The sequence below is a fragment of the Phyllobacterium sp. 0TCS1.6A genome (assembly GCF_026420825.1).
GTDB lineage: Bacteria > Pseudomonadota > Alphaproteobacteria > Rhizobiales > Rhizobiaceae > Phyllobacterium.
Genome location: NZ_JAPMAB010000001.1, coordinates 570,527 through 592,529 on the forward strand (window position 1 = coordinate 570,527; position 22,003 = coordinate 592,529).

Sequence of the window (22,003 nt, forward strand, 5' to 3'; positions counted from 1 at the left end):
ACGGGCTATATAACGGGCGAACCCCGGCCAGCGGGCGAACCGCGCGGCCGGGGCTGCCGTGGAATATCCTAGCTCTGGCCTCCCTTGCGGCCGGCCTCGCGGGCACGCTCTGGATCGCTGGCGAAATTGCCGCCCTGCTGACCGCCGCGGCTGCCTTCCTCGGCGCGATGCTGGCCGGAGACCGTGCCGCCCTTGTGGCCTGCCTGGCTCGCCCGCTCGCGGTCATGGGCGAAATTGCCGCCGGACTGCTGGCCGCCCTTGTGGCCCGCTTCGCTGGCGCGCTGCTGGTCATGGGCGAAATTGCCGCCCGAGGCCTGGCCGCCCTTGCTGGCGATCTCGCGCTGCCTGTCGTCGTCCATCGAGGCGAAGCCGCGGCCCGAACGGTCATTGTTGCGTTCATTGTCAGCTATTTTCTTCTCCTTTCACGTTCCTTTTCAGGGTTGCTCGGGGCCTATTCCCCGATGCCTGACCAACCCGCCAATCGGGCGCATGTTCCTCAAAAAAACCGGGCGTTCTGGCGGAACATTCGGCGTTTGAACGAATTAGGAATGAGTGATTACGCCCGCTCCGGCGGGGCGAAACATTCCTGCGGCCACGCTGGAACACCTTCCGCGGACCTGCGGCCGAACCTGAACAACCAATTGAGCGAGGCACCCCATGACCGAGCAGTTCAACTATCCGAAACCGCCTTTCGACACGCCCCAGCAACCGATGCCGGGGACAGTGGCGCGCATGAATCCCCTGCCTGACCATGGCGAGAATTCCTACAAGGGGTCCGGCAGGCTCGAGGGCAGGAAGGCCGTTATCACCGGCGCCGATAGCGGTATCGGCCGCGCGGTGGCGATCGCCTATGCGCGCGAAGGCGCGGATGTCCTCATTTCCTATCTGGAAGAGGATGACGACGCCAATGAAACGCGCGAACAGGTGGAGGCGGCGGGGCGCAAGGCCGTGCTGGTGCGCGGCGACGTGCAGAATGCCAGTCACTGCCGCGAGATCATCGAGACGGCGGTGCGCGAGCTCGGCGGGATCGACATCCTCGTCAACAATGCAGCGCATCAGGCCAGTTTCAAGAGCCTCGAGGAAATCCCCGACGAGGAATGGGATCTCACCTTCCGCGTCAATATCCACGCCATGTTCTACCTGACGAAGGCGGCGGCGAAACACATGAAGCCGGGCAGTGCGATCATCAATACCGCTTCGGTCAATGCCGACAATCCCAATCCGTCACTGCTGGCCTATGCGACCACCAAGGGCGCCATCCAGAATTTCACCGCGGGCCTGGCGCAGATGCTGGCGGAAAAGGGGATCAGGGCCAATGCCGTTGCGCCCGGACCGATCTGGACGCCGCTCATTCCATCGACCCTGCCGGCCGAGAGCGTGCGCAATTTCGGCAGCCAGGTGCCGATGAAGCGCCCGGGCCAGCCGGCCGAGCTCGCGACCGCCTATGTGATGCTGGCCGATCCGCTGTCGAGCTATGTTTCCGGGACGATGATTGCCGTTACCGGCGGCAAGCCGATCATCTAGCCGGGCCGCCGCATGACCGCACCCTGGTTCAAGGATGCCATATTCTACGGGATCGACGTGGAGCGTTTCGCCGATGGCAATGGCGATGGCATCGGCGATTTCGTCGGCCTGACGCAGCGCCTCGGCTATCTGCGCGACCTTGGCGTGACCTGCATCTGGCTGCTGCCGTTCTTCGGTTCGCCCGACCGCGACAATGGCTATGACGTCAGCGATTTCATGGCGGTCAATCCGAAAGTCGGCACGCGCGACGACTTTCTCGCCTTCCTGCACAAGGCCGGCGAGCACGGCATACGCGTCATCATCGATCTCGTGGTCAATCACACATCCGACCAGCATCCCTGGTTCCAGGCCGCGCGGCGCGACGAGAAATCCCGCTACCGCGATTATTATGTCTGGAGCGGCGATCCGCCGCCCATAGCGCCCGGGACGGTGAGCATATTTCCGGGTGAGGAGAGCACCGTCTGGACCTATGACGAGGTGGCGCGGGCCTACTACTTCCACAAGTTCTATTCGTTCCAGCCGGAGCTCAACATCGCCAATCCCGAGGTGCGCGAGGAAATATTGCGCATCGTCGATTATTGGCTTTCCTTCGGCGTCAGCGGTTTCCGGCTCGATGCCGCGCCGCTGATCATCGGCGACAATGGCCTGCGGCAGGCCAATCCCAAGGACCCGCACGGCGTGCTGCGCGATCTCGCCGCCTATATCGAAAGCCGGCGGCCGGGCGCGCTGCTCCTCGGCGAAGTCAACATGCCGCTGGAGGAGACGAAGAAATATTTCGGCGAGGGCGACCAGCTCGGCCTGCTGTTCAATTTCATGCTCGCCTGCCACGTCTTCGCGGGATTGGCGCGCGAATCCGCCGAGACGATCTATGAGGCGCTGAGCGGTCTGCCCCAGCCGCCCGAGAATCGCGGCTGGGCGAATTTCCTGCGCAATCTGGACGAGCTGGATTTCTCGCAGGTGCCGGCGGACCTGAAGGCCGACGTCTTCGCGAAGTTCGCGCCAAGGCAGGACATGCAGGTCTATGGCCGCGGCGTCCGCAGGCGGCTCGCGCCCATGCTTGGCGGCGATGCGCGCCGCGTCGCCCTGGCATTGAGCATCATATTCTCGCTGCGCGGGCCGCCGCTGATCGTCTATGGCGACGAGATCGGTATCGGCGAGGACCTGGAGCAGGAAGGCCGCAATGCGGTGCGCATGCCGATGCAATGGTCGCCGGCGCGCAATGCGGGATTCTCGAGCGCCAATGCGAGCGCCCTGCCGCTCAAGCCGGTGTCCGAGGGGCCGTTCAGCTATAGGCGCATCAATGTCGCCGATCAGGTCGATGACCCGAAATCGCTGCTGAACGAGGTCAAGCGGCTCATTTCGGTCAGGCGGCGGAGCGAACTGATCCGGTTGGGGCGGGTGGTGCGGCTGACGGCGGACAATCCCGCCATCTTCATCAGTGGCTATGAGGATGCCGATGCGATGCTGCTGGTGGCGCATAATCTCTCGGCGAAGCCGGTAAAGGCCAGCGTCATGCTGAACCCGCTGCGGCAGCAGGAACTGACGGATATCGCCAGCGGACGGAAATATGTGGTGAAGAAGGAGCTGGCGCTGGACCTGCCGCCCCATGGCTATTGCTGGCTGAGCTCGGAGGCGCAGGTCTGATGGCATTCATCGGCTATCACGCGTCCCATGAGCAGTTCAGGCCGAGCGAACTGGTGCGGTTCGTGCGCGAAGCCGAGCAGGCGGGGTTCGCCGGCATCATGTCTTCGGACCATCTGGCGCCGTGGAGCATGCGCCAGGGCCAGTCCGGCGCGGCGTGGAGCTGGTTGGGCGCGGCCATGCAGGCGACGGCGCTGCCCTTCGGCATCATCACGGTGCCTTCCGGCTGGCGCTACCATCCGGTAATCATCGCGCAGGCAGCCGCCACACTCGCCGAAATGTTTCCCGGCCGGTTTCCATGGCTGGCTGTCGGCAGCGGCGAGGCCTTGAACGAACATGTGACCGGCGGCGCCTGGCCGCCGAAGGACGAGCGCAACAGGCGGCTCCTCGCGGCCGTGGAGGCCATCCGGGCGCTCTGGAGGGGGCAGACCGTCAGCGAGAGCGAGCCGATACGAATCGATCAGGCGCGGCTCCATACGCTGCCGCCGCAGGCGCCGCGCATGATCGCCGGCGCGCTGTCGGCCGAAACCGCCGGCTGGGCCGGGCGCTGGGCCGATGGCCTTATTACCGTCAACCAGGATCGCGCGAGCCTTGCAGGCATTATCGAAGCGTTCCGGGGGCAGGGCGGCAAGGGCCAGCTATTGCTTCAGCTGCATGTCTCGCTGGCCGAGAACGACGAGACGGCGCGGGCCAATGCCTTCGATCAGTGGCGCAGCAATGCGATCACCGCGGAAACCGCCGAGAATCTCAGATTCCCCGAGGAATTCGACAAGGCGGCGCGCAATGTGCGGCCCGAGGACATGGACAGGCATGTGCGCATATCGGCCGACCCGGCGGAACATCGCCGCTGGCTGGAGCAATATCTCGAAATGGGATTCGAGCAGATCTATGTCCACAATGTCGGTCGAAACCAGTCGGAATTCATCGAGGCCTATGGAAAATCGGTCCTGCCCGCGCTGTCGCCGCGATAGGGGGCCTGGACGGTGCTATCATACGCATCGCCGTAACTGCATGGGGGAAGGGAATATCTGATGACTGGCTCCCCGGGCCGGATTCGAACCAGCGACCAACCGGTTAACAGCCGGTTGCTCTACCGCTGAGCTACCGGGGAAAAGGCTTCTCAGTCATCAGCGATGTGGCCTATAGCAAAAGGGTTCTGCTTTTGCAAAGGACCATTTCGATTTTTTTCAGCAAATGTGCACAGGAGAACCCTGGCACGTCCGGCGGAACGACCTACATCCTTGAATTGTAGCACCAGATGACGAATTGGAAGCGAGTGACGAAAAGCAGTAAAACCGGCGGAAATGATGCCGGCGAACAACCCCATCACACGGCAGGCGCCAAGAAACGCCGGCATATACGGCTGTTCGGCCGCCACCTGCCGGTGCCGCAATCGGTGGCAATGCGTCGCACGCTGGGCGGATTGCTCGTCGCCGGCGGCACGCTGGGCTTCCTGCCGGTCCTCGGCTTCTGGATGGTGCCGCTCGGCCTGATCGTGCTGTCTCAGGATTCGGCCATCGTCCGCCGCAAGCGCCGCCAGCTCGAAGTGAAGATCGGCCGCAAATGGAAAGGCAGCCGCCCGGCCGATAAATAGGCGCGCCGACCGCATGGCATTCAGCAGCCGGACGTTAAAGCGCGGCGATGAGAATTTTGATGTTGCGGCACAAAACAAAAACGACTATTCAGAACGCCGCAAGGAGAACTATTCGGAATGAATTTCCTTCTTCTTGTCTAATATGTTGAAATCTTTATAAATTTCGACGTTTGGGGCCTCGTGGCGGAGTGGTTACGCAGAGGACTGCAAATCCTTGCACCCCGGTTCGATTCCGGGCGAGGCCTCCAATAGCAAGCCCCGCACTTTCAACTAGCTGATTTTATTGTATTTTATTTCAGGTGTGGCAGTCTGGGACGCCACCGTCTCTTCAGGGTGTGGCAGTTCGTTCCCGATTTCACCCCAATCGATCCTCAAAACAGCCTGTCGCGCGAGCTTTGATCTGCGGGCATTGCGCGTGTAGATTTTCGACGTCTTTCCGTCGGACCAGCCGAACATTCCCTCAAGCATGTGATCGGTCGCTTCATTCTCGGCCATGTTCGTCGCAAGGCCCTTTCGCACGCTGTGTGCGGTGAGATGGGGCAATCCGGCCTGAGTGAACCAGTCTGACACACGATTGCCCAGACCTTTGACCGAAAATGGCTTGCCGAACTCGGTGAGTAGATAAGCCATTCCCTTCACTGGGTGCATCGCCAGGACGGCCTCAAGGATAGGGTGAATCAGGATCGTCAGCGTCACCGGATGCCTGTTACGGTTCTTGAACACTCGAAATTCGAACGAATCGCCCCGGCGATGCTGAGGGCCGAGCTTGGCCAGGTCCGAAACGCGAACTCCGGTATACATGAGAATGGATAGGGCAAGGACGGCTTTCGATGATGTGCCGTGATGCTGGATGTATTGCCGAATCTCTTCGTCGCGAGCTGTGGCGTGGCCGTCTGTCTTCTGTCTGAACGATTGAACGAGCTTTGCAGTGTTGACCTTGACCAACGGCGCCGGCTTCGTCTTCATCCCGGCTTCGAATATCTGCCTCAACACCTTCAACCGCTCATCGGCGGCGAATGGCGTTTGTTTCTTCCTATCGCGCAGCACAGCGATGTTGTCGGCATCGAGTGCCGATATGGGCATGCCGGCGAAAATCCGCTTGTCTGTCTCGCTGATGGGCTCGATGAGCATTGCGTCGATGATTGAACGGCGCTTTGATTGGGTTGTAGGGTCAAGGCTGCTGAAAGCATCGCTCTTGAAATACGCGGCGCAGAGATAGTGAAATGTACCGGGTCGGGCAATTTGAGGCACGATCTTGTCGTCAGGCCGTGCGTCCTCGGGTAGGGCGATCCCATTGCGAATCCGCCAGTATTCTCTCGTGAATTCCTCGCTATCGGGGTTATCTGGTAGTCGCCCTAGGCGCTTCCCATTCAAACGGAAGTAATACCGCGCTTTGCCATGCCGGTTCGGGTTGTACTCGATGTATGGCAGTTCAACAGCGGCCAAATCGTTCAAGCCGATGCCCTCCAGCCTGAGACATCGACCTCCTCTTCACCATCCACCGGCCATTCTGCCATCGCAGCTTCAAGTTCGGCTATCCGCCAAAACTTCCGCGTGTGCCATCTGCGCGGGCGAGGGAGCATACCTTCCTTGACCATTTCATCAACAGTGTTCGGTGCAACGCCGATCGCAATGGCCACTTCAGCACGGCTGAGGCCGAGCCGAGGGATGTTTCTGAGGCTTTCAATCTTAGCCATCGGACTTCCCCCCATTATCCACAGGATGTCGAGGGAGCGTTTCTTTCAGGGCGGCGGAAGCGAGGTTCCGCATGTCGACGACTTTTGACGTACCGAGCTCAAAGTTGCGGCTGCGCTCCACAATCCTCTCCAACGCCTCCCTTGCTTGCTGGTATTGGACTTCCAACGCGGCGATGCGCTTCTCGGGGGCTTCGAGGCGCGTCGCATTATTGGGGCGCGGTGCGTGGATGTTCTCGTTTTTGGGGACATTATTGGGGTCAAAAGTGCAACTCTTTTCCAAGGTTTCACTGTTTGATCTTGTATCGTTCACGGATAGAATGGCGTCAGCTTCATCCAAAGTTGTAGCCATGCGCCGTTGAACGTTCGATGACTTTTCCGGATCGGCAATCTGCTCATCGATGATGAGTTGTATGTTGGTCATTGCTGGCGCTCCTGATACATACGGCGAGGCGGCAGGGATTTGGTAGGAAGAGGCTTGGTTTTCGCAACCTTGGGGAAGCCAGGCGACTTTATGATGCCTTTCGAGCGCTTCATGCCCAGGTGCTTCGCCTCGCGGCGCTTGGCCTGCGAGATGACCTTGACGTCCGCGGCGGTCTTCGGCTTGTGGCAGCAATCGTACCCGAGCAACTGACCATGCGCGGCAGTAAGCTTTCCGCTCTTATCAACCTCAAGGCCATCGGCCTTTATATGATCGATATGCCATTTCTTCATACCGAGTATCTGCCCACAGCCCTCGCAAAAGATGCCATGGACCGGATGCATGGCTCGCTTCACGATCTGCGCATAAACGGCTTTGCTGAATTCGCGCCGAGCCATCAAGAAGGCCTCCGCGAGCGCTTCACGGCACGTTCAATGATCCGCTCAATATCGGCCACCATCGCCTCGATGGCATTCTCATTTTGAGAGACTTCAAGTTTCAAGCGAAGGTGCGTCCTGTCGTAAAGCGCAGCGAGCTCGCGCGAGCGACGGACCTCGTAGGGTGCATGGAGGGGAATTGACGTCATGCTGCCCTCGCGCGGTCGTCATGGAACTCGACGCCGTATTGGGCGCCAAATGCCAGAATGATTTCGATGAGTTCGGACATTTCATCCTTGGTCAGATCCGATGAGGATGTCCCGAGGTTGACGAAACCGGAATTGTCGAGGTTCGGCACGATCCGAAAGCCGTGGCTCTTCTCGCGCTTCAAGGCGTCCAGAAACACCAGCTTCCAATCGTCCGGCGTCAACTTCACGCCGTGCCAGGCCAACTGAGTGGCCACGTCGGTCAGACTGGCCCACATCTTCGCATTCTGGTCGAGGCTGCGCTTTGGAGCCTTAAACTCAACGCGGGTGCCGGTCGGCGCCTTTTCGATCCAGTGGACGGCCTGGCGCCGGTTGAATGCGTTATCGAGAACGAGGAGAGCCCGAGACATATCAACCTGCCATGAAGTTGCGGACAGCCTCGGGCTGATCCTTGAGGGTGATGGATTTGGCCGTGTCCTTGGCGGCTTCGATCAGCTTCTTGAGCGCGAGCGCGTCGGTCGGCGCTTTTGCCCAAAATGTCCGGAGCGGATCGCGATTGGAATCTGCCCATTTCGCCACGGTCAGCGCATCGCTCTCCTTGATGAATTGCTCGGCGCGGTCATAAAACTGACCGACCGGCACATTCTCCAAGGCCCAGCCATCGCCCCAAGTGACCGTAATAGCGTCATTGCCGGCCACGAGCTTCAGTCGCGCCGCCTCACGCTCATGCTCGACCAGTTCCGAAGCGGTCAGATCGAGAACCTTCGCACGATCCATTTCGGCTTCGTCATAGAGGCCGGTGAACTGTTCCGGCCAACCGGCGCGGAGCGCCTGCATCTCTGCGCACTTGGCGATCATGAGTTTCGGCATCCGGCTCCAGTTGCCGGAGTCATCTAGAACCTCACGTTCCTTGCCGCGGGGAACTTTCTTTTTCTTGGGCTTCCCGCTGTCCTGCCAAGTTTCGCCGGTATCGACCCAATCGTATCCGCCGTCTGCTTCCATTTTGATTGGGGCGAACTCATCCCAATCAACTTGGCCTGCGACCTCGTACCAAGAGCTGCTTTTCTGGTCCTGCTTCCACAGGTAGACTGTTGCGGTCACGATACCTTTCGGGTTGGTCGGGCCTTTCAGATCGGTATCGTATTCGAAGACCGGCGGCTTGCTGGCGGGCCTATAGTCGCCGCAGCGCTGGGCAATAACGCGCTGCCCGTCACGGCTGATGATAATGGTCATCTTCCGCTTCTTGGCATCGTCTTTCGAGAAGATCATGGGAATGATCTGGCCGAGAAATGGATCTAGGCCCTTCGCACGGGCGACCTCGACGAACAGATTGAATTCATCCGCGTTGCAGTCCCTGGCAACAGTGTTCTGGATCAGTGCAAGCTGACGCGGGGTATGGGTCAATTGGGCTACAGCGTTCATTATTTTCTCCTGATGGAAAGAGAGATCGAACCGTTGTCGAGACGGGCGCCCGGAATTGCCTGGGCGTCCTCGAGCGCTTCCTTCAAAGCTTTCTTGTCGAGCTTCGGCTCGACCTTCGGGATTGACCAAAATTCAGCCGGTATCTCCGCTTCACTGTCGATGACGAGGTTTGGCTTGCGCTTCGAAAGGAAAATCGTTGCGGTCGGCAGCGTGAACTTTTCCCGCTCTGTGACGATCATCGCCCTTTCGATGGCGGCTCGAAGCCGTTCGGCACGCTGCTCGATCGACTTGCGGCGTTCGGAGAATGAGTCTTCCTTGGCCTTCAATCCGATCGAGAGAGCTTCGCACTCGTCGATCTCGCCTAGTGCGGCTTCAATGGCTTCGAGAAGCGAGGTTTCTCCCTCGATCGCGCTTTCGATAATCTCCGGATCGTCAGCGTCACCGCTTTCCTTGAGGCTCGTCAGCAAACGCTTCGCTGCCTCGGACTGCCGGCGCAAAATGTGCGACGCATCACTCATGCTGCGAGTTCCTTCGATTGTTCTTCGGTGAGATCGAGGTAGAGCCGCCGCAGTTCGGCACGCGCTCCAATGTCGGGAAGGGGACCGGCCAAGGTCTGCTCGAGGCGGGCAAGCTGTTCGGTCAACGGCAGTCGCTCGAGTACCGCCAGTTCTGTTTGAACGAACAGGTTCATTTCGCGCTGCCCTCGCCACCGCCGCCACGCCCGCCGCGGGAACCTGTAGCGCAGTCGTAATAACCGGATGCGCAGGAGCGCTCGAGATAAGCATCCACCGTGTTGCCCGTTTCAGGCGTCCAGGTGTTGAAGCCCGTCGAGCAACCGGAAAGGGCGAGGGTGCCTGTGACAACGACGACAATCAGCGCCGTGCCAAGGAGGTACTGGCGAGGTGAGGTCATTTGAAAATCCAAAAGGTTATGACTGGCCAGAAGAAGCTCAGGCCGAGAATGGTGAGAGACCAGATCAGGGCGCGCTCGGCTCTTTGAGCGCGGCGATCCTGACAAGCGGCGATGTCGTCGGTTTCGTCGAGGTAGACCATCAGGCGGCCTCAGCGGTCGCCATTGCCTCGTCGGCAACCTCGTCTGTGACATCGCGGACGGACGCCTCAATGAGGTTGATGCAAAAGACCTTGAGAACGTTGCAACTCTGATAAGCCGCGATCGCCGCTTCACGCGTCATGTGGGCGAATTCACGGTCACCGTCGATGCAGATGCTGCCGTCGCGATGCTGCCAAATGACCTGATATGTTTCGCGGTCGAGAAGCTGATTGAGGAATTTCGCTGTTGGATTGTTCATTTGCGTATATCTCCAAGCCGTAAGGTGGCTGTTGATTTATTAATATACGCATACGCATAAAAGTCAAACGCAAAATATACGCGTTTGCATAATTATTATTGTTTGCAAGTAGACCCACGCATATAACGCATAGGCTGTCGCAACAAAAAACCGCCCGGAGGCGGTATCAGAGTATTAACCATATGAGCGCCACAGTGACGTAGCAAGGAGAACACCATGCAAAACACATCACATGCCGTAATGGCCCAGCGTTACGAAGCAAATGACAGCGCTGACAACTTCCCCACACCTCCTTGGGCGACGAGGGGGCTTGTTGAACATGTGATCGGCAACCTTCCGGGCCTCAAAAATATGACGTGCCTGGAGCCTGCTTGTGGTCAAGGATATATGGCAAAGCCTTTAGCTGAATATTTTGGTTCGGTTGAAGCGTCAGACGCATATTCATATGGCTATGGCCCAGTTCGGGATTTTCTAGATTATCCGTTCGAAGCCGGATCTCACGATTGGGTTATTACGAACCCGCCGTTCCGCCTTGCTGAAGAATTCGTGCAGCGGGCTTTAATAGTCGCTCGAAAAGGCGTGGCAATGCTGGCCAGAACTGTCTTTCTTGAAAGTGTTGGTCGCTACGAAGGCATATTCAATGTCGTTCCTCCGACAAAGTTCGCTCAGTTCGCAGAGAGAGTTCCGATGGTCAAGGGAAGGCTTGATAGAAAAGCCAGCACTGCTACTGGATACGCTTGGTTCGTATGGGAGAAAGGCGAGGGGATGACTATCCCCCGCCTGATGTGGGTCCCCCCATGCCGGAAAGCATTAGAGCGGGACAGCGACTACTAGTCTTACGTTACCTGCCTGCGTCCGGCTTCGGTAATTCGTAGTCCTGCAGGAATCTCTTCAAGATATCCATCTGCTATTGCATTCCCCTCATTCTCTTTGTGCGACTTGATGTTTCTGACCCGCTGCTCCCAAACAGCTTCATGAGGTCTCGTTCCTGACTGCACGAAATCCTCTGGTGTCAGCGGAAGCCTATTCGGTATTTCGTCAATCAGTTGTCCAAAACTGGCTGAGCCATCGTCACGTTCCGATAGAATTTGCAGCACACAGGCTGATAGTTCTGCCTCCGTCGTCCTATTCAAAGCGTCTGGCATATCACCCTTCCCCATTAGCCCGGCCCAACGCCGGGTATTTTTTATTCATTCAGCTCTTGTTCTAGGCCAAGCATCAGACGCAGTCGCCTTAGGGATTGGGCCGCCTCCAACATGATCTCGGAAGTCTCATCACCGTAGCGGAACTCAATGCCGTACGCGAAGTTTGACAGCCTGACCGCCAGACTTCTCTCCTCAATCGGTGATCCAGAAAATGCTATGAGTTCTGCGCCCCATTCGATCGCTTGTGACGCTTCTAGCAGCAATTCTTTCTTTTCCTCGACCGACTTATTTGAAACGTCATTTGCGCATTCAATCAGGTCGCGATTTATTCCATCGCGTATCATTTTATGGCTATTCCATATCCGGAACTTCACCTTGCTGAAAAAGCACGGTCGGCAGTCCGTACTCTCCAACATCGGGCTGAGCATCACGCGACCAGGCAATTACGCTCTCGTGTTTCGCTGCCAAATCCCTTGCAGTGCGAAGCGCGCGATCTTCACTGTCGAATTGGGTAGGCTCGCCTGCGGGAATAAGGTCGCCTTCGTCCGATCGATCGAAAGCCATTACAACGATAAGGCGAACAGGATCCATTGCTTGTCTCCTATTACGCTTCTAGCCGCCAGAAAACGTCAGTGCCTCTTTTGTCAGCCTTTGCCGAACTTGTTCCTTCTGCTTCTGGACCATGCCGGGGATGAGAAAAGCATCTATCAAAGCCCACAGCCCAAGGAGCCCGAGTATAATCAGCCCTACGCCGGCAACAGCTGTGACAGCGCCTATAATGAATAGAATAAGCATGATGGCGCCTGATCCTGTGCGGCCAAGATAAAACCTGTGCATACCAAGCGTGCCAAGGAAAAACCAGATCACGTAAGCAGCGCCTGTTGACTTGGCATCGTTCGTAACCCGCTGCTCAATGAGCATTCTGTCTTGTGTTGTGAGTGTCATTTTCCTCCCCCGACCCGTTCAGTCGCGTCTCTTTATGCTCGCAATTTAAGTTGCCCTTGAATGCCGCCTTGTTTGCCCATCGTACTCACCATACGCCGGAGTTGGTTCCCTCGGATCGTGACGTAGATTTCGCCAACCCAATCCAATTCTTGGTTCTCAATTGGATGGTCATTCCACGATTCAAGCGTGTAACCCTGTTCGCCTCGACGAATAGTCTTGAGAAACCGGCGGCCGTCTCTGGTCCGCACGGCGGCCTCTTCTCCAAGGAAGGAATCGGTGCCTCGCTTTTGCTCGCGCCAAACAATGATCACATCGCCCTCATCGTAGCGGGGAAGCATCGACACGCCCTTCACCTGAAAGGCGATCATGTCGCCAGGCAGCGGGATTGCCAAGTGAATTTGGTCCAATCCCTCTGGTGGCGTCTGTTCAAAGTCCGGTTCGATTACAGCTCCAGCGCCAATGTAGCCCATCAGCGCTACGGTGACTTGCGCCGGTTCTGAATCGCTCTTGCCTGACCCAATAGCTGCTTCGTACAGCTCGTTGATTACGTCTCTCCGAGCGCCGGTCGGTTCGGATCCTGAAAACCATCGCGAAACGGTAGGCTGGGACACGCCCAGCCTTTCGCTTAGTTCACTTTGCTTCCAGCCATTGGCTTGAAGGATGCGGCGCAATTTCTCGTCGATAGGGATCATACCCGCACGCTATATTCGAGAACGCATACTGACAAATGCGTGTTTGTATATTTTCGGCTTGATATGTATGCGTATGCGTATATTATGCGTGACATGAACACGCTCAAACACATCCGCAAAAACATCTTCAAGATGACGCAGGCAGAGTTCGCCGCCATTGCCGGCGTAGGGCAACCCTCAGTTTCCCGATGGGAAAAGGGCGTCGCGCCTTCTTTGGATGAAATGCAAGCCATTCGGGTCGCTGCTGCTGAGCGGAAAATCAAATGGAACGATGCGTGGTTTTTCGAGCCTCCCAAGCATGTGACGGAGTGTGCAGCATGAGCGCCGAAGCCGAAATCAAACAATTCATCGATCGCATTCTGCGCCTCAAGGAAGAGCAGGACACGCTGGGCGAGGATATCCGTGAGGTTTACGCGGAGGCCAAGTGCAGGGGCTATGACAAGACCGTGCTCGGCAACGTCGTGTCTCATCTGCGGAAGGTCGAGAAGCTCGGCCGGGATACGCTCAGCGAGCGCGAAGCAATCTTCGAAATGTACCTCAGTGCCTATGAGAATGGCGGTCGGGCGCACGCGCCTGCGCGTACACGAGAAATCATTGAAGAATTTCCGGCCCAGGCGAAGCTCGTCGAGACGGTAGCTGCCGGCTTGCAGACCGAAATCGGTCGCAAGGCTCTTATCGCGGCCGTCGATATCATGATTGAGCGCGACGAGCAGATCGACCCGGAAACGGGCGAGATTACCAATTCGCCCGAAATGGCGATCGAGTGCGCGGCACCTGAAAAGGACGCCGCAGCGGACGAACGGAATGTTGAAGCTACGGTGGAGCATCGTTCGTCCGCACCAATTTCCGAGACTACTCCTGACCCGCAGCCTCCAGTGGTTGCCGACGGCCAACCAGTACCAAGCTCTTCTCCCAACAGCGTAAAAAGCGACCGGCCTGTGCCAGTCGTCGGTCAGGACCGCGAAGGCGGAACCATTGCGGGTCAAGAAGGGCAAGCCGTCAACAATTTCGAACCGCCAGCATTCCTGCAACCGAAGGCCGCGAAAACAGCGCGCGATTACCGCCCGCACTGCCGGAAGCCAGACGCATGCGGGGCTTCCGGTCTCGCCCATTGCTATTCGTGCTCCATATCGATGACAGCCTCGAGCGAGGTCGCGTGAATCATGCTGTGTCTGAATTTGTCGTATTTGCGGGAGTACCAAACTCGAGAGAGTAGTACGATCTATTGCCGAATCATCTTCCCGCAAAAGACAGCCGGTTGGTTCGGAGGATGCCTGTTACCTTTGCGACGTCAAATCCGGCTGCCTGTCCATTTCCGTATTGCTCGCCGTCGTCCCCACCTCCCACACGGCTTGAGCATAACTGACGGAGGAAGCCACGGCGTTGGCTTCCTCCGTCCTTTTTCTCGCGATCAGGGTGGACAAGACCGTCTGCGCGAGAAATCCAATTCTCTTCGTATCCCAGTCATCAGCTTCAAGATTGCAGTCTTGGCTGACGGTCTCTTTCACCTGTTTCGTGCCCTCCGTTCTGCTCAATGGCTGCTGCGTCATGCAAGCAACCTAGCCAAGGATTTCGAGCATGAAGTGCAGAGAAACAGAGCATCTCGTACACAAATTAACCCCGGAGCCTAAGGTCGTGAGTAGCGCCGATGTTGCCAGCGGTTATGTGAACCGCATGATCGAAAGAGAAAGCCGAGGATGGGGCGACATTGGCCCCGCCATGGATCGGCTGCAGTCCAGATACGGACTTTCCCGCTGGACGCTCAACCATCTCAGAACACGCAGGGCCAAGACGATTGATGCCGGAACCTTCCAGCGCATCCGCTCGGCCTATCTCGATTTTTGCGAACGCCAAATCGCAAATCTCTCACACGAACTCGAAGTCGAAAGGTCGGTGTATCCGGATGCTCATATGGAGGATTTTGAGCGCGAGGCTTCGCAGCTACTGGCGAAGGTTCGAGAAGCGAAGGAAGCAGCGCCGCGAAGAAAATATCCAGGGGGAGGGCGATAAGAAATGAACGGCTTCGGTATCACTCCACGCCAGCGCCAGTTCCTCGACGCCTTCACGGCATTCGAGAACACCAACGGCTATGCGCCTTCCTATGACGAGATGAAGGACGCGCTTGGCGTCAGGTCGAAGAGCGCCATTTCGCGCATCGTCGACGAGCTCGAACAGCGCGGCTATCTCTGCCGGCTTCCGAACAGATCGCGGTCAATCAAGTTGGCGGTGCAGCCATGAGGCTATGCACTCCCCTCAATAGACTTCATCGTCTCAGCGAGGCTCGCATTGTAAATGCTGCCATCGGCCCCGGAATGAACTCGTCTGTGGCAGTTAGGGCAGAGCGCAATTACATGCCTCGGATCGTCAGGGCCGCCATCTGTCAGACGTCGAATATGATGCGGCTCGAGATATGGCACGCCGCTAGCTCTCAGAAATGGGGCGGGGGCTCTGCACCCCTCACAGTGCCCCTTGGCTCTTGCTACGACGTAATCGCGAACGTGGCGGCTACGCTCAAAAACGCTAGAGGTGGTTTGGGTTTTGCCGGGGCTTTCGTTTGCGGCCGCCATCGCCAGAGCTCGAAGAGCTGCAAGATCGGGTTCTGCCGCGGCAGTCTTGGGAGATTCTTCTTCTACGACCTCGGCAACGTTCTCTATCGGCCTCAATTCGAAAACAATCGCATCGCGCAGATTGCCCTCGCGATCGGGCGCTTGCTCGATATGGTGAGATTCGTAGACAAGCTCGCCTTCAAAACGCAAACCGGCCTTTTCCTTTTTGAAGAGAAGAAGGCTTTTCCCGTCGGCCGAATGGTTCGCGATCGCTTTATTGCCGGCTCTCAGCGTCATGTCGCCGATTTGGCCTTCGCCGAAGTATTCGAACGCTCCGTCGGTCCGTGTCCTGTCGGAATACCCGTGTTCAAGTCCTTCCTCGCCGGTAATGATAATCACAAGGTTATGCTGTGCCGGCGTGATGATCCCGCCTTGCTGCTGGCCCCTAAAACGCGCGTGAATATCCTCTCGACGATTATAAATCTTTCCGCGCTCAAAGCCCCAGCTCATGCGCTCCCCCTTACATTTTCTACCTTGGCCCGACAGTCACATGGCGCCGATGAATTTTCAACGGGAGAGGCAGCATGATTGAGCCTCAAGACGAACCCGTTAGCCCCATCACCATAGCTCTCGGCATTTTCCTTGTTGCGGTCGCCGCGGCTTGGATCGCTGCTCCCTGGATATTCGGGAAGGGCTTCTGATGGCGCGACTTAAATCCGCAAAGGAAAAATCAATGCACGAGATGAAAATCCCACACTACGTGGAGCCGTTCCTTGCGCGCATCCGCGGCGGCGCCGTTCTGGTCAGTCAGGCGTCCCAATCGGAGGAAGCGACGGCAAAGGGCGACGGCCACCTGTACTTCACTCACCCGGACGGAAGGCCCGTTGGAACAGCTTCTGCCGTCTATTGCATCCGAGAGGGGCTCGTCGTCCCCGAGGGCGACGATCTGTTCGGCGGATCGCAGACCTACAGGGCGGCGCTACCATGACCGAGAGGCTTTCAGCGAGGGAAATGACTGAAGAGCTATCGAAGCTGCTCTACAGCAAGCTTGACTGGCTTTCACGGTTCTCAACAGGTCGAAACAAGCGCCCTGAGCACGAGCTGGATCGCGTTCGGCGCGAGCGCGATGTTCTCAGCCAGGCCGCACACGATTACCGCAGAGCGACAGAGCGGGAGAGGGGCGCAGCATGAGCGAAAGGCCATTCATGCAGCTTTATGTTTCCGATTTCATCGGCGACACGCTGCACCTTAGCACGGAACAGATAGGAGCATACATGCTGCTCCTTATGGCCATGTGGAACGCCGACGGCAGCCTGCCTGACGAAGACACGAAACTCGCTCGCGTCGTCCGCATGTCGGTCAAAAAATGGCGCTCCATCAGCGGCGATCTCTTGCCGTTCTTTGTGAAGGCGGACGGCAAAATCAGCCACAATCGTCTGACGAAAGAGCTTCAAAAAAGCGCGAGTAAAAGTCAATCGAGAGCTGCCGCCGGTGCCAAGGGTGGCGAAGCTAAAGCATTGAAAGATAAAGAACGGCACGTGGCAAATGCCAGCGTTTTGCCACAGCATCTTCCAGATACCAGAGACCATATAGAAAAACCTCCCGGTTTTTCAGGGCGCGCAGGCGCGCGAAAACCAAATGGATTTGTCCCCATCCGAAAATCGACAGACGCAGCACGTTCATTGATCCAGGAGCTCCAACAGCATGAACAATTCCGAGAAGATCGAAGCAACCAAGGCATTGACCAAGCTGTTCGGCAGTTTCCCGCAATCTCCCATGTCTGATCCTGATCTGCAGCTTCGTGCCTATCTCGATGCCGTCGAGAGCTTCGAGTGCGTCGACGTTCTGGCAGCTGTCGAGCGTTTCCGGCAGGGCGAGGTGAAAGAGGTCAACAAGGCCTATTGCCCTTCGACGGCGCAGCTTTGCGACGAGGTTCGATACCGCAAGCAGATGCGTGAGATCATGGCTCGCGCCGGCGTAAAGCCCGGGACGCTCTTGGTGCAGTGATGAATACCGAACTTCAAGAACGAGCGAAACGGATCATTGCAGCGAGCCCGGCGTTGGCTCGCGAGATCGTTCGCCAGTTCAACCCGGCGCCAAAGAAGCTGACCGATCGCCAGCAGCAGGCGCTGGACGCAGTGAAGGCATTCCAGGCCGAGCACGGCCAGTCGCCGACGTTCAAGGAAGCGGCGGAGCTTCTCGGCTGCTCGTCTACCGCGGCGTTTTACATGCTGCACCGCCTTGAGGAGCGGGGACACATCAAGATCGAGCCGCATCAGCGCCGCTCGATTACCCTCAAAGCATCTTAATCGCATCATGAAGGACAAGCCATGAAGGCGGGCATAGACAGAGATAAACGTTGGTACGTGGTCAGGACCGCCGTGAAGGCAGAGGCCAAGGCCGACGAGAACATTCGCAAGAATGGGTATGATACCTATTTGCCCAGGCAGCGCGTCGAGGTGAAGAACCACAAGACGCATACCTATTCGCTGCGAGAAAGCCCCCTCATGCCGCGCTACATGTTCGTTGGTTTTGTCAAGAAAGACTTGAATTTCTACCGCGTCACCGGCTGTGACGGAGTTGAGGCCATTCTGGGAATTGATGGCTGCCCCATACCGGTTTCCGCCAACGTCGTCGAAGATATTTTCTTGGCCGAGATCAACATGCAGTTCGATGACACGCGGGCCGCGCGCATCTATCGACAGGAAGAGGAGGCATCGGAGAAAGCTACCGCCCGCAAGCGTTTTCCCGTCGGCAGTACGATCGCTGTCTCCGACAACACCAACCCATTCGCGACGTTCGGAGGGATTGTCGAGGAAGTCACGAAGTCCGGCAAGGTCATCGCATTGATCGAGCTGTTCGGCCGCATGACAGCGGTGCAGTTTGATGGCAAACAATTGACACCTGCATAGGGTTCACACTCAATCGCTAACACGTGCTCGCGATTCGTCAGCCAGTTTGCTTCCGACACGTTCTCATTTCTGCTAACTTCAAAGCATGTCCAAGAGCGACCGGGTATCGATTGCCTTCCAGAATGCTGCAGAACTGAGCGAGTGGTTGATGAGCCATCATCAGCGCAGCGGCGAGGTTTGGGTGCAAATCTTCAAGAAGGGGTCCGGCAAGCAGTCGGTAACGTGGACAGACTGCGTGATCGAAGCACTTCGCTTTGGCTGGATTGATGGACAGAGGCTGCCGCTAGATGAGGCTTCATTTCTGCAACGCCTGACGCCTCGAAAGCAGAGGTCAAACTGGTCAGCCAAAAACCGCGAACATGCGACTAGGCTCATCGCAGAGGGGCGGATGACTCCTGCGGGCCTCGCCCATGTCGAGGCTGCAAAGGCTGATGGTCGATGGGACAGTGCCTACGAAGGATCAGCCACCATGACCATGCCGCAAGACTTCCTGAATGCTCTGGAGGCAATGCCGGCCGCTAAAGCTTTCTTCCAGACGCTGGATCGCAAGAACCTTTATGCAATCTACTATCGGCTCCACACGGCCAAGCGCCCTGAGACGCGCGCCAACAGGTTGTCGCAAATCCTTGCCAAGCTTGATCGTGGCGAGCGCTTCCACTGAAGCGGAGCCGATCATGTCCACAACGCGATGGTGGCTTGCGAGCGCCACCACGAAGTGGAGACGGTCCTCACCGTTGTCACATCTGACGAGTTGGTCGCGGCCTTGACGAAGGGCGGACAAGAAGTAGGCAAATATCCCCAGACGTAGAGAAAAAATCCCTTCCATATAGGAAGAAAATCAGCTATACGCGCATGTAGGTGATTTGCGGCTGACTGGCGGACCTTTGGAAAGGGAACACTCGCCGAGCGCATGGGAAGAGCTTCACGGCTTCCCGCCATGGAAAGCTATTCCCAAATCTGGAACTGATCGCTGTTTGAACTGTTGCTTTGAAAAGGAGCAATGGAATGACAGAGAAATCCAACAAACCCGATCCCAAGAACGACGCCAAAGCGCAGTTTACCAAGACGCAACACGGCGGCGACAATGACGGTGTTTCCAGCGCCAATCCGCGAGTTTTGTCTGGTAAGGAAGATGGTGACGCCACCTTCAAGTCAGATCGGAAAGAAAACGAGCGGGATCGGCAGGCGCCGAATAAGTAGTCTCTGCAGCGCTTTCCAGTTCGGCTACTATTTCGCTCGGCGAGGCCTGCTCTATCATCCCGCACCTCACAAGTGCGCCTGTGGCAGTCTACGGGCTGCCGTCTTCATTTCATCAAGTCATCGCCGTCGAGCCAACGTAGAACGGTCTCCATGATCATGCGGACGGCCAGATAGATCCAGAGTTTCTGCATTTCAAAACCTCATATTTTCATGAAGCGGTTATTTGCTTCATTCCATATACGGGACGTAACACTCGAATGGTTGTCGCCTCAAAGCACAGGTTTTGAACAAGCGCTGCGTCCGCGGCGACGAATTCTGCTAGCCGTAAAGGCGTTCTTCATATTCGGCTCCTGTATGTGTTCGTATCGATGAATTGGAACGATCAACAGGTTTGCGAGTTGGTTAGGTACTCAATCAAAAGGGAGTACCATCATGAAGACACTCGCGGAGCTGTTCGAACATACGCTCAAAGATGTCTATTATGCCGAGAACGCCATCGCAAAGGCGCTACCGAAAGTGTCGGCCGCTGTAAAAAATGCGGAACTCAAGAAGGCACTGGATCACCACCTTGAAGAAACAAAAGGTCAGATTAAAGCTCTGGACAAGGTGTTCAAATCGATCAACGTCAAACCGGCCGGTGAAAAATGCGATGCAACCGACGGTCTTATTAAGGAGACCGATGGTGTCGTAGCCGAAGCATCGGGCGTGGCACTTGAAGCGGGCGCACTTGCCGCTTGTCAGGCTGTAGAACACTACGAGATTGCGCGTTACGGGTCGCTTCGTGAGTGGGCAAAGGTCCTCGGAAACGAGGAAGCGCATGTTCTACTCAGTGAAATTCTCGACCAGGAAAAAGCTGCCAACAACAAGCTGACAAATCTGGCCGTCACTACCATCAACAAATAGTCTTCCAGATTTGCAGTCACCCCCCCGCACACGAAAAGTGCGCCTGCGGCAGTCTACAGGCTGCCGTTTCCATTTGGAGCTGAACAGGCGGTGGACCAAAGGCGAACCGGAGCCGGCCATGTCCGATCCAATCACCATCATCCATAAGGAACACGGCTTGATGCTTGCCACGTGGGAGGAACTTCCTAGGAAGGGATAGCCGCAACACGAGTGCTACTGCTATCCCGACTTAAGTTAAGGGCATTCAGGCAAGCTAAGAAGATTATTAGGCTGGTCACCATCTGCGGTAGTCTTAAGATATTTATTGCCGGCAGCACTTTTGGCCACTACAACTTGAACACGATCTCCAGCAGGCCTTTCAACATAGAAGGCGTATTTGCTAGTTTCGACTCCAGAAATGGCGTCTGCCAGAGACAGGACCCACCGAGTTCCGTCAGCATTCAAGCCACCCACACGTCGGATTCTCTCCCATGCGCTCTGCCGGTCGGTTTTGTTAATACAAGATATTCTCGCTGTGATTGTCAAAGTATTCCTCCCGTTTTTTACCAAGCGATAGGCGCACAACATTGTGTGCGAGTCCATGTCGTCTCTTCTAATGAAGTTGATCTATATGTTTCACCTCCTGCCATGTGAAACCATTGCGGACGTGAATGCGGTATCAACTTCGCGCCGATGCCGCGGCACCGAGTATCAAGTCATGCTGCGCCGAAAGTCGTCCACCAGAAGGGCAGCTGAACTTGTAGCTCAGCTTTTCTCTTGCAAAGACGATCTTGGCGCATGTAAAGGACACATGTGGTCAATTCGACTACCGTAAGCGTCTTACGTTAGGCAACGCATCCACTCCGGTCTCAAGCCGGCATTCCCTCATTGGGCTATGGATCGTCGCGCATGAGACCGAGCACTTACGGATATACCATGAACTACAATCAGAATTCATCCACTCGCCGGAAGCTGCCGGCGAGATACAGCTCGATCATCACACCGTTCATTCTCTCGGTGTTGATGACCTTCGTTGTGTCATTCGTTGCAACGGTGAGGAACCTCGGCATGCATGCTGATTTGCCTTACCACTGGGTTACAGCATGGGCATTCTCGTGGGTTGTTGCCTTTCCTACGCTCTTGCTGGTTCTTCCAGTTGTGCGGCGCATCGTGAGCAGTATTTGCGAGTCTACATCTCGCTGATTCCGTTCCGGGTCGGTCTTTGCCGCCCCGGATCATTTACCTCGATCGGTGGCCGAATAAGAGACCCGACGTGAGCTTTCGCCCTTTCAGCAAAATCGTTCTCCAGTTCCGATTGTGGATCAAGCGCAGCTAAGTATGTTTCAACAGCTGCAAGAATACGACGTCGGAAGTCAGAATCCGTAGCGCCTGCATGTTCAATCAATGCCCTTATCGCAATATCAATTGCTAGTTTTCGCGCACCATTATCGACTCCAAATCTGTCCGGCTTTCTGTCGTCCACAGCGATTATT

40 protein-coding genes and 2 tRNA genes are annotated in these 22,003 nt (G+C 56.8%); 19 read left to right on the forward strand and 23 right to left on the reverse strand.

From position 1 onward, the window contains the following. Positions 1-68: 68 nt before the first annotated feature. Positions 69-410: a general stress protein gene (locus OSJ75_RS22895; protein ID WP_371929486.1), complete on the reverse strand. Its 342-nt coding sequence runs from the start codon at positions 408-410 to the stop codon at positions 69-71. Positions 411-711: 301 nt separating this feature from the next. On the opposite strand from OSJ75_RS22895, the gene OSJ75_RS02700 reads away from it, so the two are divergent. The 3 genes from OSJ75_RS02700 to OSJ75_RS02710 are packed head-to-tail and all read left to right on the forward strand — an operon-like array spanning position 712 to position 4,136. Further along, positions 712-1,524, forward strand: a complete 813-nt coding sequence (locus OSJ75_RS02700; RefSeq protein ID WP_267227036.1) for an SDR family oxidoreductase — start codon at positions 712-714, stop codon at positions 1,522-1,524. Between the two features lie 12 nt (positions 1,525-1,536). Beyond that, positions 1,537-3,168: an alpha-amylase family protein gene (locus OSJ75_RS02705; RefSeq protein WP_267226786.1), complete on the forward strand. Its 1,632-nt coding sequence runs from the start codon at positions 1,537-1,539 to the stop codon at positions 3,166-3,168. Continuing rightward, positions 3,168-4,136, forward strand: a complete 969-nt coding sequence (locus OSJ75_RS02710) for a TIGR03885 family FMN-dependent LLM class oxidoreductase (RefSeq protein WP_267226788.1) — start codon at positions 3,168-3,170, stop codon at positions 4,134-4,136. Before OSJ75_RS02705 ends, OSJ75_RS02710 begins: the two co-directional genes overlap by 1 nt. A gap of 65 nt (positions 4,137-4,201) precedes the next feature. On the opposite strand, the gene OSJ75_RS02715 is transcribed toward OSJ75_RS02710, so the two are convergent. Next, positions 4,202-4,276 (reverse strand) — tRNA-Asn (locus OSJ75_RS02715). A gap of 246 nt (positions 4,277-4,522) precedes the next feature. Between OSJ75_RS02715 and OSJ75_RS02720 the strand changes: the two genes are divergently transcribed. Then, positions 4,523-4,759, forward strand: a complete 237-nt coding sequence (locus tag OSJ75_RS02720) for a hypothetical protein (protein WP_250014393.1) — start codon at positions 4,523-4,525, stop codon at positions 4,757-4,759. 174 nt (positions 4,760-4,933) lie between these two features. Beyond that, positions 4,934-5,007, forward strand: a tRNA-Cys gene (locus OSJ75_RS02725). Positions 5,008-5,029: 22 nt separating this feature from the next. Here the strand turns inward: OSJ75_RS02725 and OSJ75_RS02730 are convergent. Genes OSJ75_RS02730 through OSJ75_RS02785 form a run of 12 tightly spaced genes read right to left on the reverse strand, consistent with a single transcriptional unit; the run spans position 5,030 to position 10,188 of the window. Further along, the gene (locus OSJ75_RS02730) at positions 5,030-6,214 is read right to left on the reverse strand and encodes a site-specific integrase (protein ID WP_267226790.1); all 1,185 of its coding nucleotides are present in this window, start codon (positions 6,212-6,214) and stop codon (positions 5,030-5,032) included. Further along, positions 6,211-6,456, reverse strand: coding sequence for a hypothetical protein (locus OSJ75_RS02735; protein ID WP_250013847.1), 246 nt, complete (start codon positions 6,454-6,456; stop codon positions 6,211-6,213). The genes OSJ75_RS02730 and OSJ75_RS02735 overlap by 4 nt, the downstream gene beginning before the upstream one ends. Next, the gene (locus OSJ75_RS02740) at positions 6,449-6,877 is read right to left on the reverse strand and encodes a hypothetical protein (RefSeq protein ID WP_267226793.1); all 429 of its coding nucleotides are present in this window, start codon (positions 6,875-6,877) and stop codon (positions 6,449-6,451) included. The genes OSJ75_RS02735 and OSJ75_RS02740 overlap by 8 nt, the downstream gene beginning before the upstream one ends. Then, positions 6,874-7,272, reverse strand: coding sequence for a hypothetical protein (locus OSJ75_RS02745; protein WP_267226795.1), 399 nt, complete (start codon positions 7,270-7,272; stop codon positions 6,874-6,876). The genes OSJ75_RS02740 and OSJ75_RS02745 overlap by 4 nt, the downstream gene beginning before the upstream one ends. Further along, positions 7,272-7,460 carry a hypothetical protein gene (locus OSJ75_RS02750; protein ID WP_267226798.1) on the reverse strand — a complete coding sequence of 63 codons (189 nt, stop codon included), beginning with the start codon at positions 7,458-7,460 and terminating at the stop codon, positions 7,272-7,274. Before OSJ75_RS02750 ends, OSJ75_RS02745 begins: the two co-directional genes overlap by 1 nt. Next, positions 7,457-7,867, reverse strand: coding sequence for a recombination protein NinB (locus tag OSJ75_RS02755; protein ID WP_267226799.1), 411 nt, complete (start codon positions 7,865-7,867; stop codon positions 7,457-7,459). The genes OSJ75_RS02750 and OSJ75_RS02755 overlap by 4 nt, the downstream gene beginning before the upstream one ends. A gap of 1 nt (position 7,868) precedes the next feature. Further along, positions 7,869-8,879: a phage recombination protein Bet gene (gene bet, locus OSJ75_RS02760; RefSeq protein ID WP_267226801.1), complete on the reverse strand. Its 1,011-nt coding sequence runs from the start codon at positions 8,877-8,879 to the stop codon at positions 7,869-7,871. Then, a complete protein-coding gene (locus tag OSJ75_RS02765; RefSeq protein WP_267226802.1) occupies positions 8,879-9,397 on the reverse strand; it encodes a siphovirus Gp157 family protein in 519 nt (172 codons plus the stop codon). Before OSJ75_RS02765 ends, bet begins: the two co-directional genes overlap by 1 nt. Next, on the reverse strand, positions 9,394-9,570 hold the full coding sequence (locus OSJ75_RS02770) for a hypothetical protein (protein ID WP_267226804.1): 177 nt from the start codon (positions 9,568-9,570) through the stop codon (positions 9,394-9,396). Before OSJ75_RS02770 ends, OSJ75_RS02765 begins: the two co-directional genes overlap by 4 nt. Then, complete coding sequence (locus OSJ75_RS02775; protein WP_267226806.1) at positions 9,567-9,791, reverse strand: hypothetical protein; 225 nt, start codon at positions 9,789-9,791, stop codon at positions 9,567-9,569. Before OSJ75_RS02775 ends, OSJ75_RS02770 begins: the two co-directional genes overlap by 4 nt. Next, on the reverse strand, positions 9,788-9,931 hold the full coding sequence (locus tag OSJ75_RS02780; protein WP_267226808.1) for a hypothetical protein: 144 nt from the start codon (positions 9,929-9,931) through the stop codon (positions 9,788-9,790). The genes OSJ75_RS02775 and OSJ75_RS02780 overlap by 4 nt, the downstream gene beginning before the upstream one ends. After that, on the reverse strand, positions 9,931-10,188 hold the full coding sequence (locus OSJ75_RS02785; RefSeq protein ID WP_267226811.1) for a hypothetical protein: 258 nt from the start codon (positions 10,186-10,188) through the stop codon (positions 9,931-9,933). Before OSJ75_RS02785 ends, OSJ75_RS02780 begins: the two co-directional genes overlap by 1 nt. Positions 10,189-10,404: 216 nt before the next feature. Between OSJ75_RS02785 and OSJ75_RS02790 the strand changes: the two genes are divergently transcribed. Then, on the forward strand, positions 10,405-11,022 hold the full coding sequence (locus OSJ75_RS02790; protein ID WP_267226813.1) for an SAM-dependent methyltransferase: 618 nt from the start codon (positions 10,405-10,407) through the stop codon (positions 11,020-11,022). Between the two features lie 2 nt (positions 11,023-11,024). Here the strand turns inward: OSJ75_RS02790 and OSJ75_RS02795 are convergent, their stop codons facing one another. Genes OSJ75_RS02795 through OSJ75_RS02815 form a run of 5 tightly spaced genes read right to left on the reverse strand, consistent with a single transcriptional unit; the run spans position 11,025 to position 12,970 of the window. Next, positions 11,025-11,333, reverse strand: coding sequence for a hypothetical protein (locus tag OSJ75_RS02795; protein WP_267226815.1), 309 nt, complete (start codon positions 11,331-11,333; stop codon positions 11,025-11,027). A 41-nt stretch (positions 11,334-11,374) separates the two neighbouring features. Beyond that, a complete protein-coding gene (locus OSJ75_RS02800) occupies positions 11,375-11,677 on the reverse strand; it encodes a hypothetical protein (RefSeq protein WP_267226817.1) in 303 nt (100 codons plus the stop codon). 7 nt (positions 11,678-11,684) lie between these two features. Beyond that, on the reverse strand, positions 11,685-11,924 hold the full coding sequence (locus OSJ75_RS02805) for a hypothetical protein (protein WP_267226819.1): 240 nt from the start codon (positions 11,922-11,924) through the stop codon (positions 11,685-11,687). 21 nt (positions 11,925-11,945) lie between these two features. Next, positions 11,946-12,278: a TM2 domain-containing protein gene (locus OSJ75_RS02810; RefSeq protein ID WP_267226821.1), complete on the reverse strand. Its 333-nt coding sequence runs from the start codon at positions 12,276-12,278 to the stop codon at positions 11,946-11,948. A gap of 32 nt (positions 12,279-12,310) precedes the next feature. Then, positions 12,311-12,970: a LexA family transcriptional regulator gene (locus OSJ75_RS02815; protein ID WP_267226823.1), complete on the reverse strand. Its 660-nt coding sequence runs from the start codon at positions 12,968-12,970 to the stop codon at positions 12,311-12,313. A gap of 84 nt (positions 12,971-13,054) precedes the next feature. On the opposite strand from OSJ75_RS02815, the gene OSJ75_RS02820 reads away from it, so the two are divergent. After that, positions 13,055-13,291 carry a helix-turn-helix domain-containing protein gene (locus tag OSJ75_RS02820; protein WP_267226824.1) on the forward strand — a complete coding sequence of 79 codons (237 nt, stop codon included), beginning with the start codon at positions 13,055-13,057 and terminating at the stop codon, positions 13,289-13,291. Further along, a complete protein-coding gene (locus OSJ75_RS02825; protein ID WP_267226826.1) occupies positions 13,288-14,130 on the forward strand; it encodes a DUF2312 domain-containing protein in 843 nt (280 codons plus the stop codon). The genes OSJ75_RS02820 and OSJ75_RS02825 overlap by 4 nt, the downstream gene beginning before the upstream one ends. A 117-nt stretch (positions 14,131-14,247) precedes the next feature. On the opposite strand, the gene OSJ75_RS02830 is transcribed toward OSJ75_RS02825, so the two are convergent. Beyond that, the gene (locus OSJ75_RS02830; RefSeq protein WP_267226828.1) at positions 14,248-14,520 is read right to left on the reverse strand and encodes a hypothetical protein; all 273 of its coding nucleotides are present in this window, start codon (positions 14,518-14,520) and stop codon (positions 14,248-14,250) included. 85 nt (positions 14,521-14,605) lie between these two features. Between OSJ75_RS02830 and OSJ75_RS02835 the strand changes: the two genes are divergently transcribed. Next, entirely contained in the window at positions 14,606-14,980 is a 375-nt protein-coding gene (locus OSJ75_RS02835) for a hypothetical protein (protein WP_250013884.1), read from the forward strand. 3 nt (positions 14,981-14,983) lie between these two features. After that, on the forward strand, positions 14,984-15,208 hold the full coding sequence (locus OSJ75_RS02840; protein WP_267226831.1) for a LexA family protein: 225 nt from the start codon (positions 14,984-14,986) through the stop codon (positions 15,206-15,208). A 2-nt stretch (positions 15,209-15,210) separates the two neighbouring features. Here OSJ75_RS02840 and OSJ75_RS02845 read toward each other — a convergent pair whose 3' ends face one another. Next, complete coding sequence (locus OSJ75_RS02845) at positions 15,211-16,026, reverse strand: HNH endonuclease (RefSeq protein ID WP_267226833.1); 816 nt, start codon at positions 16,024-16,026, stop codon at positions 15,211-15,213. A 223-nt stretch (positions 16,027-16,249) separates the two neighbouring features. Here OSJ75_RS02845 and OSJ75_RS02850 point away from each other — a divergent pair, with 223 nt between their 5' ends. The 8 genes from OSJ75_RS02850 to OSJ75_RS02885 all read left to right on the forward strand — a co-directional run bounded on the left by OSJ75_RS02850 (position 16,250) and on the right by OSJ75_RS02885 (position 20,531). Further along, positions 16,250-16,504: a hypothetical protein gene (locus OSJ75_RS02850; protein WP_267226835.1), complete on the forward strand. Its 255-nt coding sequence runs from the start codon at positions 16,250-16,252 to the stop codon at positions 16,502-16,504. 199 nt (positions 16,505-16,703) lie between these two features. Beyond that, entirely contained in the window at positions 16,704-17,300 is a 597-nt protein-coding gene (locus OSJ75_RS02855) for a YdaU family protein (protein ID WP_267226836.1), read from the forward strand. Then, positions 17,293-17,523, forward strand: coding sequence for a hypothetical protein (locus tag OSJ75_RS02860; protein ID WP_250013900.1), 231 nt, complete (start codon positions 17,293-17,295; stop codon positions 17,521-17,523). The genes OSJ75_RS02855 and OSJ75_RS02860 overlap by 8 nt, the downstream gene beginning before the upstream one ends. After that, positions 17,523-17,825: a LexA family protein gene (locus OSJ75_RS02865; protein ID WP_267226839.1), complete on the forward strand. Its 303-nt coding sequence runs from the start codon at positions 17,523-17,525 to the stop codon at positions 17,823-17,825. The genes OSJ75_RS02860 and OSJ75_RS02865 overlap by 1 nt, the downstream gene beginning before the upstream one ends. A gap of 21 nt (positions 17,826-17,846) precedes the next feature. Next, positions 17,847-18,428 (forward strand): transcription termination/antitermination protein NusG, encoded by a 582-nt coding sequence (nusG, locus tag OSJ75_RS02870; protein WP_267226841.1) that lies wholly within the window; start codon positions 17,847-17,849, stop codon positions 18,426-18,428. A gap of 85 nt (positions 18,429-18,513) precedes the next feature. Beyond that, a complete protein-coding gene (locus OSJ75_RS02875; protein ID WP_267226843.1) occupies positions 18,514-19,089 on the forward strand; it encodes a YdeI/OmpD-associated family protein in 576 nt (191 codons plus the stop codon). Positions 19,090-19,433: 344 nt separating this feature from the next. Next, entirely contained in the window at positions 19,434-19,628 is a 195-nt protein-coding gene (locus OSJ75_RS02880) for a hypothetical protein (RefSeq protein ID WP_267226845.1), read from the forward strand. A gap of 432 nt (positions 19,629-20,060) precedes the next feature. Then, positions 20,061-20,531, forward strand: a complete 471-nt coding sequence (locus OSJ75_RS02885; protein ID WP_267226848.1) for a ferritin-like domain-containing protein — start codon at positions 20,061-20,063, stop codon at positions 20,529-20,531. A 234-nt stretch (positions 20,532-20,765) separates the two neighbouring features. Here the strand turns inward: OSJ75_RS02885 and OSJ75_RS02890 are convergent, their stop codons facing one another. Then, positions 20,766-21,113, reverse strand: a complete 348-nt coding sequence (locus OSJ75_RS02890) for a DUF3892 domain-containing protein (protein ID WP_323748409.1) — start codon at positions 21,111-21,113, stop codon at positions 20,766-20,768. A gap of 333 nt (positions 21,114-21,446) precedes the next feature. On the opposite strand from OSJ75_RS02890, the gene OSJ75_RS02895 reads away from it, so the two are divergent. Continuing rightward, positions 21,447-21,713 carry a DUF2798 domain-containing protein gene (locus tag OSJ75_RS02895; protein WP_267226850.1) on the forward strand — a complete coding sequence of 89 codons (267 nt, stop codon included), beginning with the start codon at positions 21,447-21,449 and terminating at the stop codon, positions 21,711-21,713. On the opposite strand, the gene OSJ75_RS02900 is transcribed toward OSJ75_RS02895, so the two are convergent. Further along, the gene (locus tag OSJ75_RS02900) at positions 21,700-21,993 is read right to left on the reverse strand and encodes a hypothetical protein (RefSeq protein WP_267226852.1); all 294 of its coding nucleotides are present in this window, start codon (positions 21,991-21,993) and stop codon (positions 21,700-21,702) included. The two genes, OSJ75_RS02895 and OSJ75_RS02900, sit on opposite strands and share 14 nt — an antisense overlap. Between the last annotated feature and the right edge of the window lie 10 nt (positions 21,994-22,003).

Excerpts from the sequence above, each read along its gene's own strand:
- OSJ75_RS02780 (WP_267226808.1), bottom strand. The coding sequence starts at position 9,931 with ATGGTCTACCTCGACGAAACCGACGACATCGCCGCTTGTCAGGATCGC.
- OSJ75_RS02710 (WP_267226788.1), top strand. The coding sequence starts at position 3,168 with ATGGCATTCATCGGCTATCACGCGTCCCATGAGCAGTTCAGGCCGAGC.
- OSJ75_RS02895 (WP_267226850.1), top strand. The coding sequence starts at position 21,447 with ATGAACTACAATCAGAATTCATCCACTCGCCGGAAGCTGCCGGCGAGA.
- OSJ75_RS02815 (WP_267226823.1), bottom strand. The coding sequence starts at position 12,970 with ATGATCCCTATCGACGAGAAATTGCGCCGCATCCTTCAAGCCAATGGC.
- bet (WP_267226801.1), bottom strand. The coding sequence starts at position 8,879 with ATGAACGCTGTAGCCCAATTGACCCATACCCCGCGTCAGCTTGCACTG.
- OSJ75_RS02840 (WP_267226831.1), top strand. The coding sequence starts at position 14,984 with ATGAACGGCTTCGGTATCACTCCACGCCAGCGCCAGTTCCTCGACGCC.
- OSJ75_RS02860 (WP_250013900.1), top strand. The coding sequence starts at position 17,293 with ATGTCTGATCCTGATCTGCAGCTTCGTGCCTATCTCGATGCCGTCGAG.
- OSJ75_RS02855 (WP_267226836.1), top strand. The coding sequence starts at position 16,704 with ATGAGCGAAAGGCCATTCATGCAGCTTTATGTTTCCGATTTCATCGGC.
- OSJ75_RS02745 (WP_267226795.1), bottom strand. The coding sequence starts at position 7,272 with ATGGCTCGGCGCGAATTCAGCAAAGCCGTTTATGCGCAGATCGTGAAG.
- OSJ75_RS02825 (WP_267226826.1), top strand. The coding sequence starts at position 13,288 with ATGAGCGCCGAAGCCGAAATCAAACAATTCATCGATCGCATTCTGCGC.
- nusG (WP_267226841.1), top strand. The coding sequence starts at position 17,847 with ATGAAGGCGGGCATAGACAGAGATAAACGTTGGTACGTGGTCAGGACC.
- OSJ75_RS02775 (WP_267226806.1), bottom strand. The coding sequence starts at position 9,791 with ATGACCTCACCTCGCCAGTACCTCCTTGGCACGGCGCTGATTGTCGTC.
- OSJ75_RS02705 (WP_267226786.1), top strand. The coding sequence starts at position 1,537 with ATGACCGCACCCTGGTTCAAGGATGCCATATTCTACGGGATCGACGTG.
- OSJ75_RS02820 (WP_267226824.1), top strand. The coding sequence starts at position 13,055 with ATGCGTGACATGAACACGCTCAAACACATCCGCAAAAACATCTTCAAG.
- OSJ75_RS02795 (WP_267226815.1), bottom strand. The coding sequence starts at position 11,333 with ATGCCAGACGCTTTGAATAGGACGACGGAGGCAGAACTATCAGCCTGT.
- OSJ75_RS02785 (WP_267226811.1), bottom strand. The coding sequence starts at position 10,188 with ATGAACAATCCAACAGCGAAATTCCTCAATCAGCTTCTCGACCGCGAA.
- OSJ75_RS02750 (WP_267226798.1), bottom strand. The coding sequence starts at position 7,460 with ATGACGTCAATTCCCCTCCATGCACCCTACGAGGTCCGTCGCTCGCGC.
- OSJ75_RS02845 (WP_267226833.1), bottom strand. The coding sequence starts at position 16,026 with ATGAGCTGGGGCTTTGAGCGCGGAAAGATTTATAATCGTCGAGAGGAT.
- OSJ75_RS02755 (WP_267226799.1), bottom strand. The coding sequence starts at position 7,867 with ATGTCTCGGGCTCTCCTCGTTCTCGATAACGCATTCAACCGGCGCCAG.
- OSJ75_RS02765 (WP_267226802.1), bottom strand. The coding sequence starts at position 9,397 with ATGAGTGATGCGTCGCACATTTTGCGCCGGCAGTCCGAGGCAGCGAAG.
- OSJ75_RS02875 (WP_267226843.1), top strand. The coding sequence starts at position 18,514 with ATGTCCAAGAGCGACCGGGTATCGATTGCCTTCCAGAATGCTGCAGAA.
- OSJ75_RS02850 (WP_267226835.1), top strand. The coding sequence starts at position 16,250 with ATGCACGAGATGAAAATCCCACACTACGTGGAGCCGTTCCTTGCGCGC.
- OSJ75_RS02880 (WP_267226845.1), top strand. The coding sequence starts at position 19,434 with ATGACAGAGAAATCCAACAAACCCGATCCCAAGAACGACGCCAAAGCG.
- OSJ75_RS02735 (WP_250013847.1), bottom strand. The coding sequence starts at position 6,456 with ATGGCTAAGATTGAAAGCCTCAGAAACATCCCTCGGCTCGGCCTCAGC.
- OSJ75_RS02810 (WP_267226821.1), bottom strand. The coding sequence starts at position 12,278 with ATGACACTCACAACACAAGACAGAATGCTCATTGAGCAGCGGGTTACG.
- OSJ75_RS02740 (WP_267226793.1), bottom strand. The coding sequence starts at position 6,877 with ATGACCAACATACAACTCATCATCGATGAGCAGATTGCCGATCCGGAA.
- OSJ75_RS02770 (WP_267226804.1), bottom strand. The coding sequence starts at position 9,570 with ATGAACCTGTTCGTTCAAACAGAACTGGCGGTACTCGAGCGACTGCCG.
- OSJ75_RS02790 (WP_267226813.1), top strand. The coding sequence starts at position 10,405 with ATGCAAAACACATCACATGCCGTAATGGCCCAGCGTTACGAAGCAAAT.
- OSJ75_RS02700 (WP_267227036.1), top strand. The coding sequence starts at position 712 with ATGCCGGGGACAGTGGCGCGCATGAATCCCCTGCCTGACCATGGCGAG.
- OSJ75_RS02890 (WP_323748409.1), bottom strand. The coding sequence starts at position 21,113 with ATGGACTCGCACACAATGTTGTGCGCCTATCGCTTGGTAAAAAACGGG.
- OSJ75_RS02800 (WP_267226817.1), bottom strand. The coding sequence starts at position 11,677 with ATGATACGCGATGGAATAAATCGCGACCTGATTGAATGCGCAAATGAC.
- OSJ75_RS02865 (WP_267226839.1), top strand. The coding sequence starts at position 17,523 with ATGAATACCGAACTTCAAGAACGAGCGAAACGGATCATTGCAGCGAGC.
- OSJ75_RS02885 (WP_267226848.1), top strand. The coding sequence starts at position 20,061 with ATGAAGACACTCGCGGAGCTGTTCGAACATACGCTCAAAGATGTCTAT.
- OSJ75_RS02805 (WP_267226819.1), bottom strand. The coding sequence starts at position 11,924 with ATGGATCCTGTTCGCCTTATCGTTGTAATGGCTTTCGATCGATCGGAC.
- OSJ75_RS02830 (WP_267226828.1), bottom strand. The coding sequence starts at position 14,520 with ATGACGCAGCAGCCATTGAGCAGAACGGAGGGCACGAAACAGGTGAAA.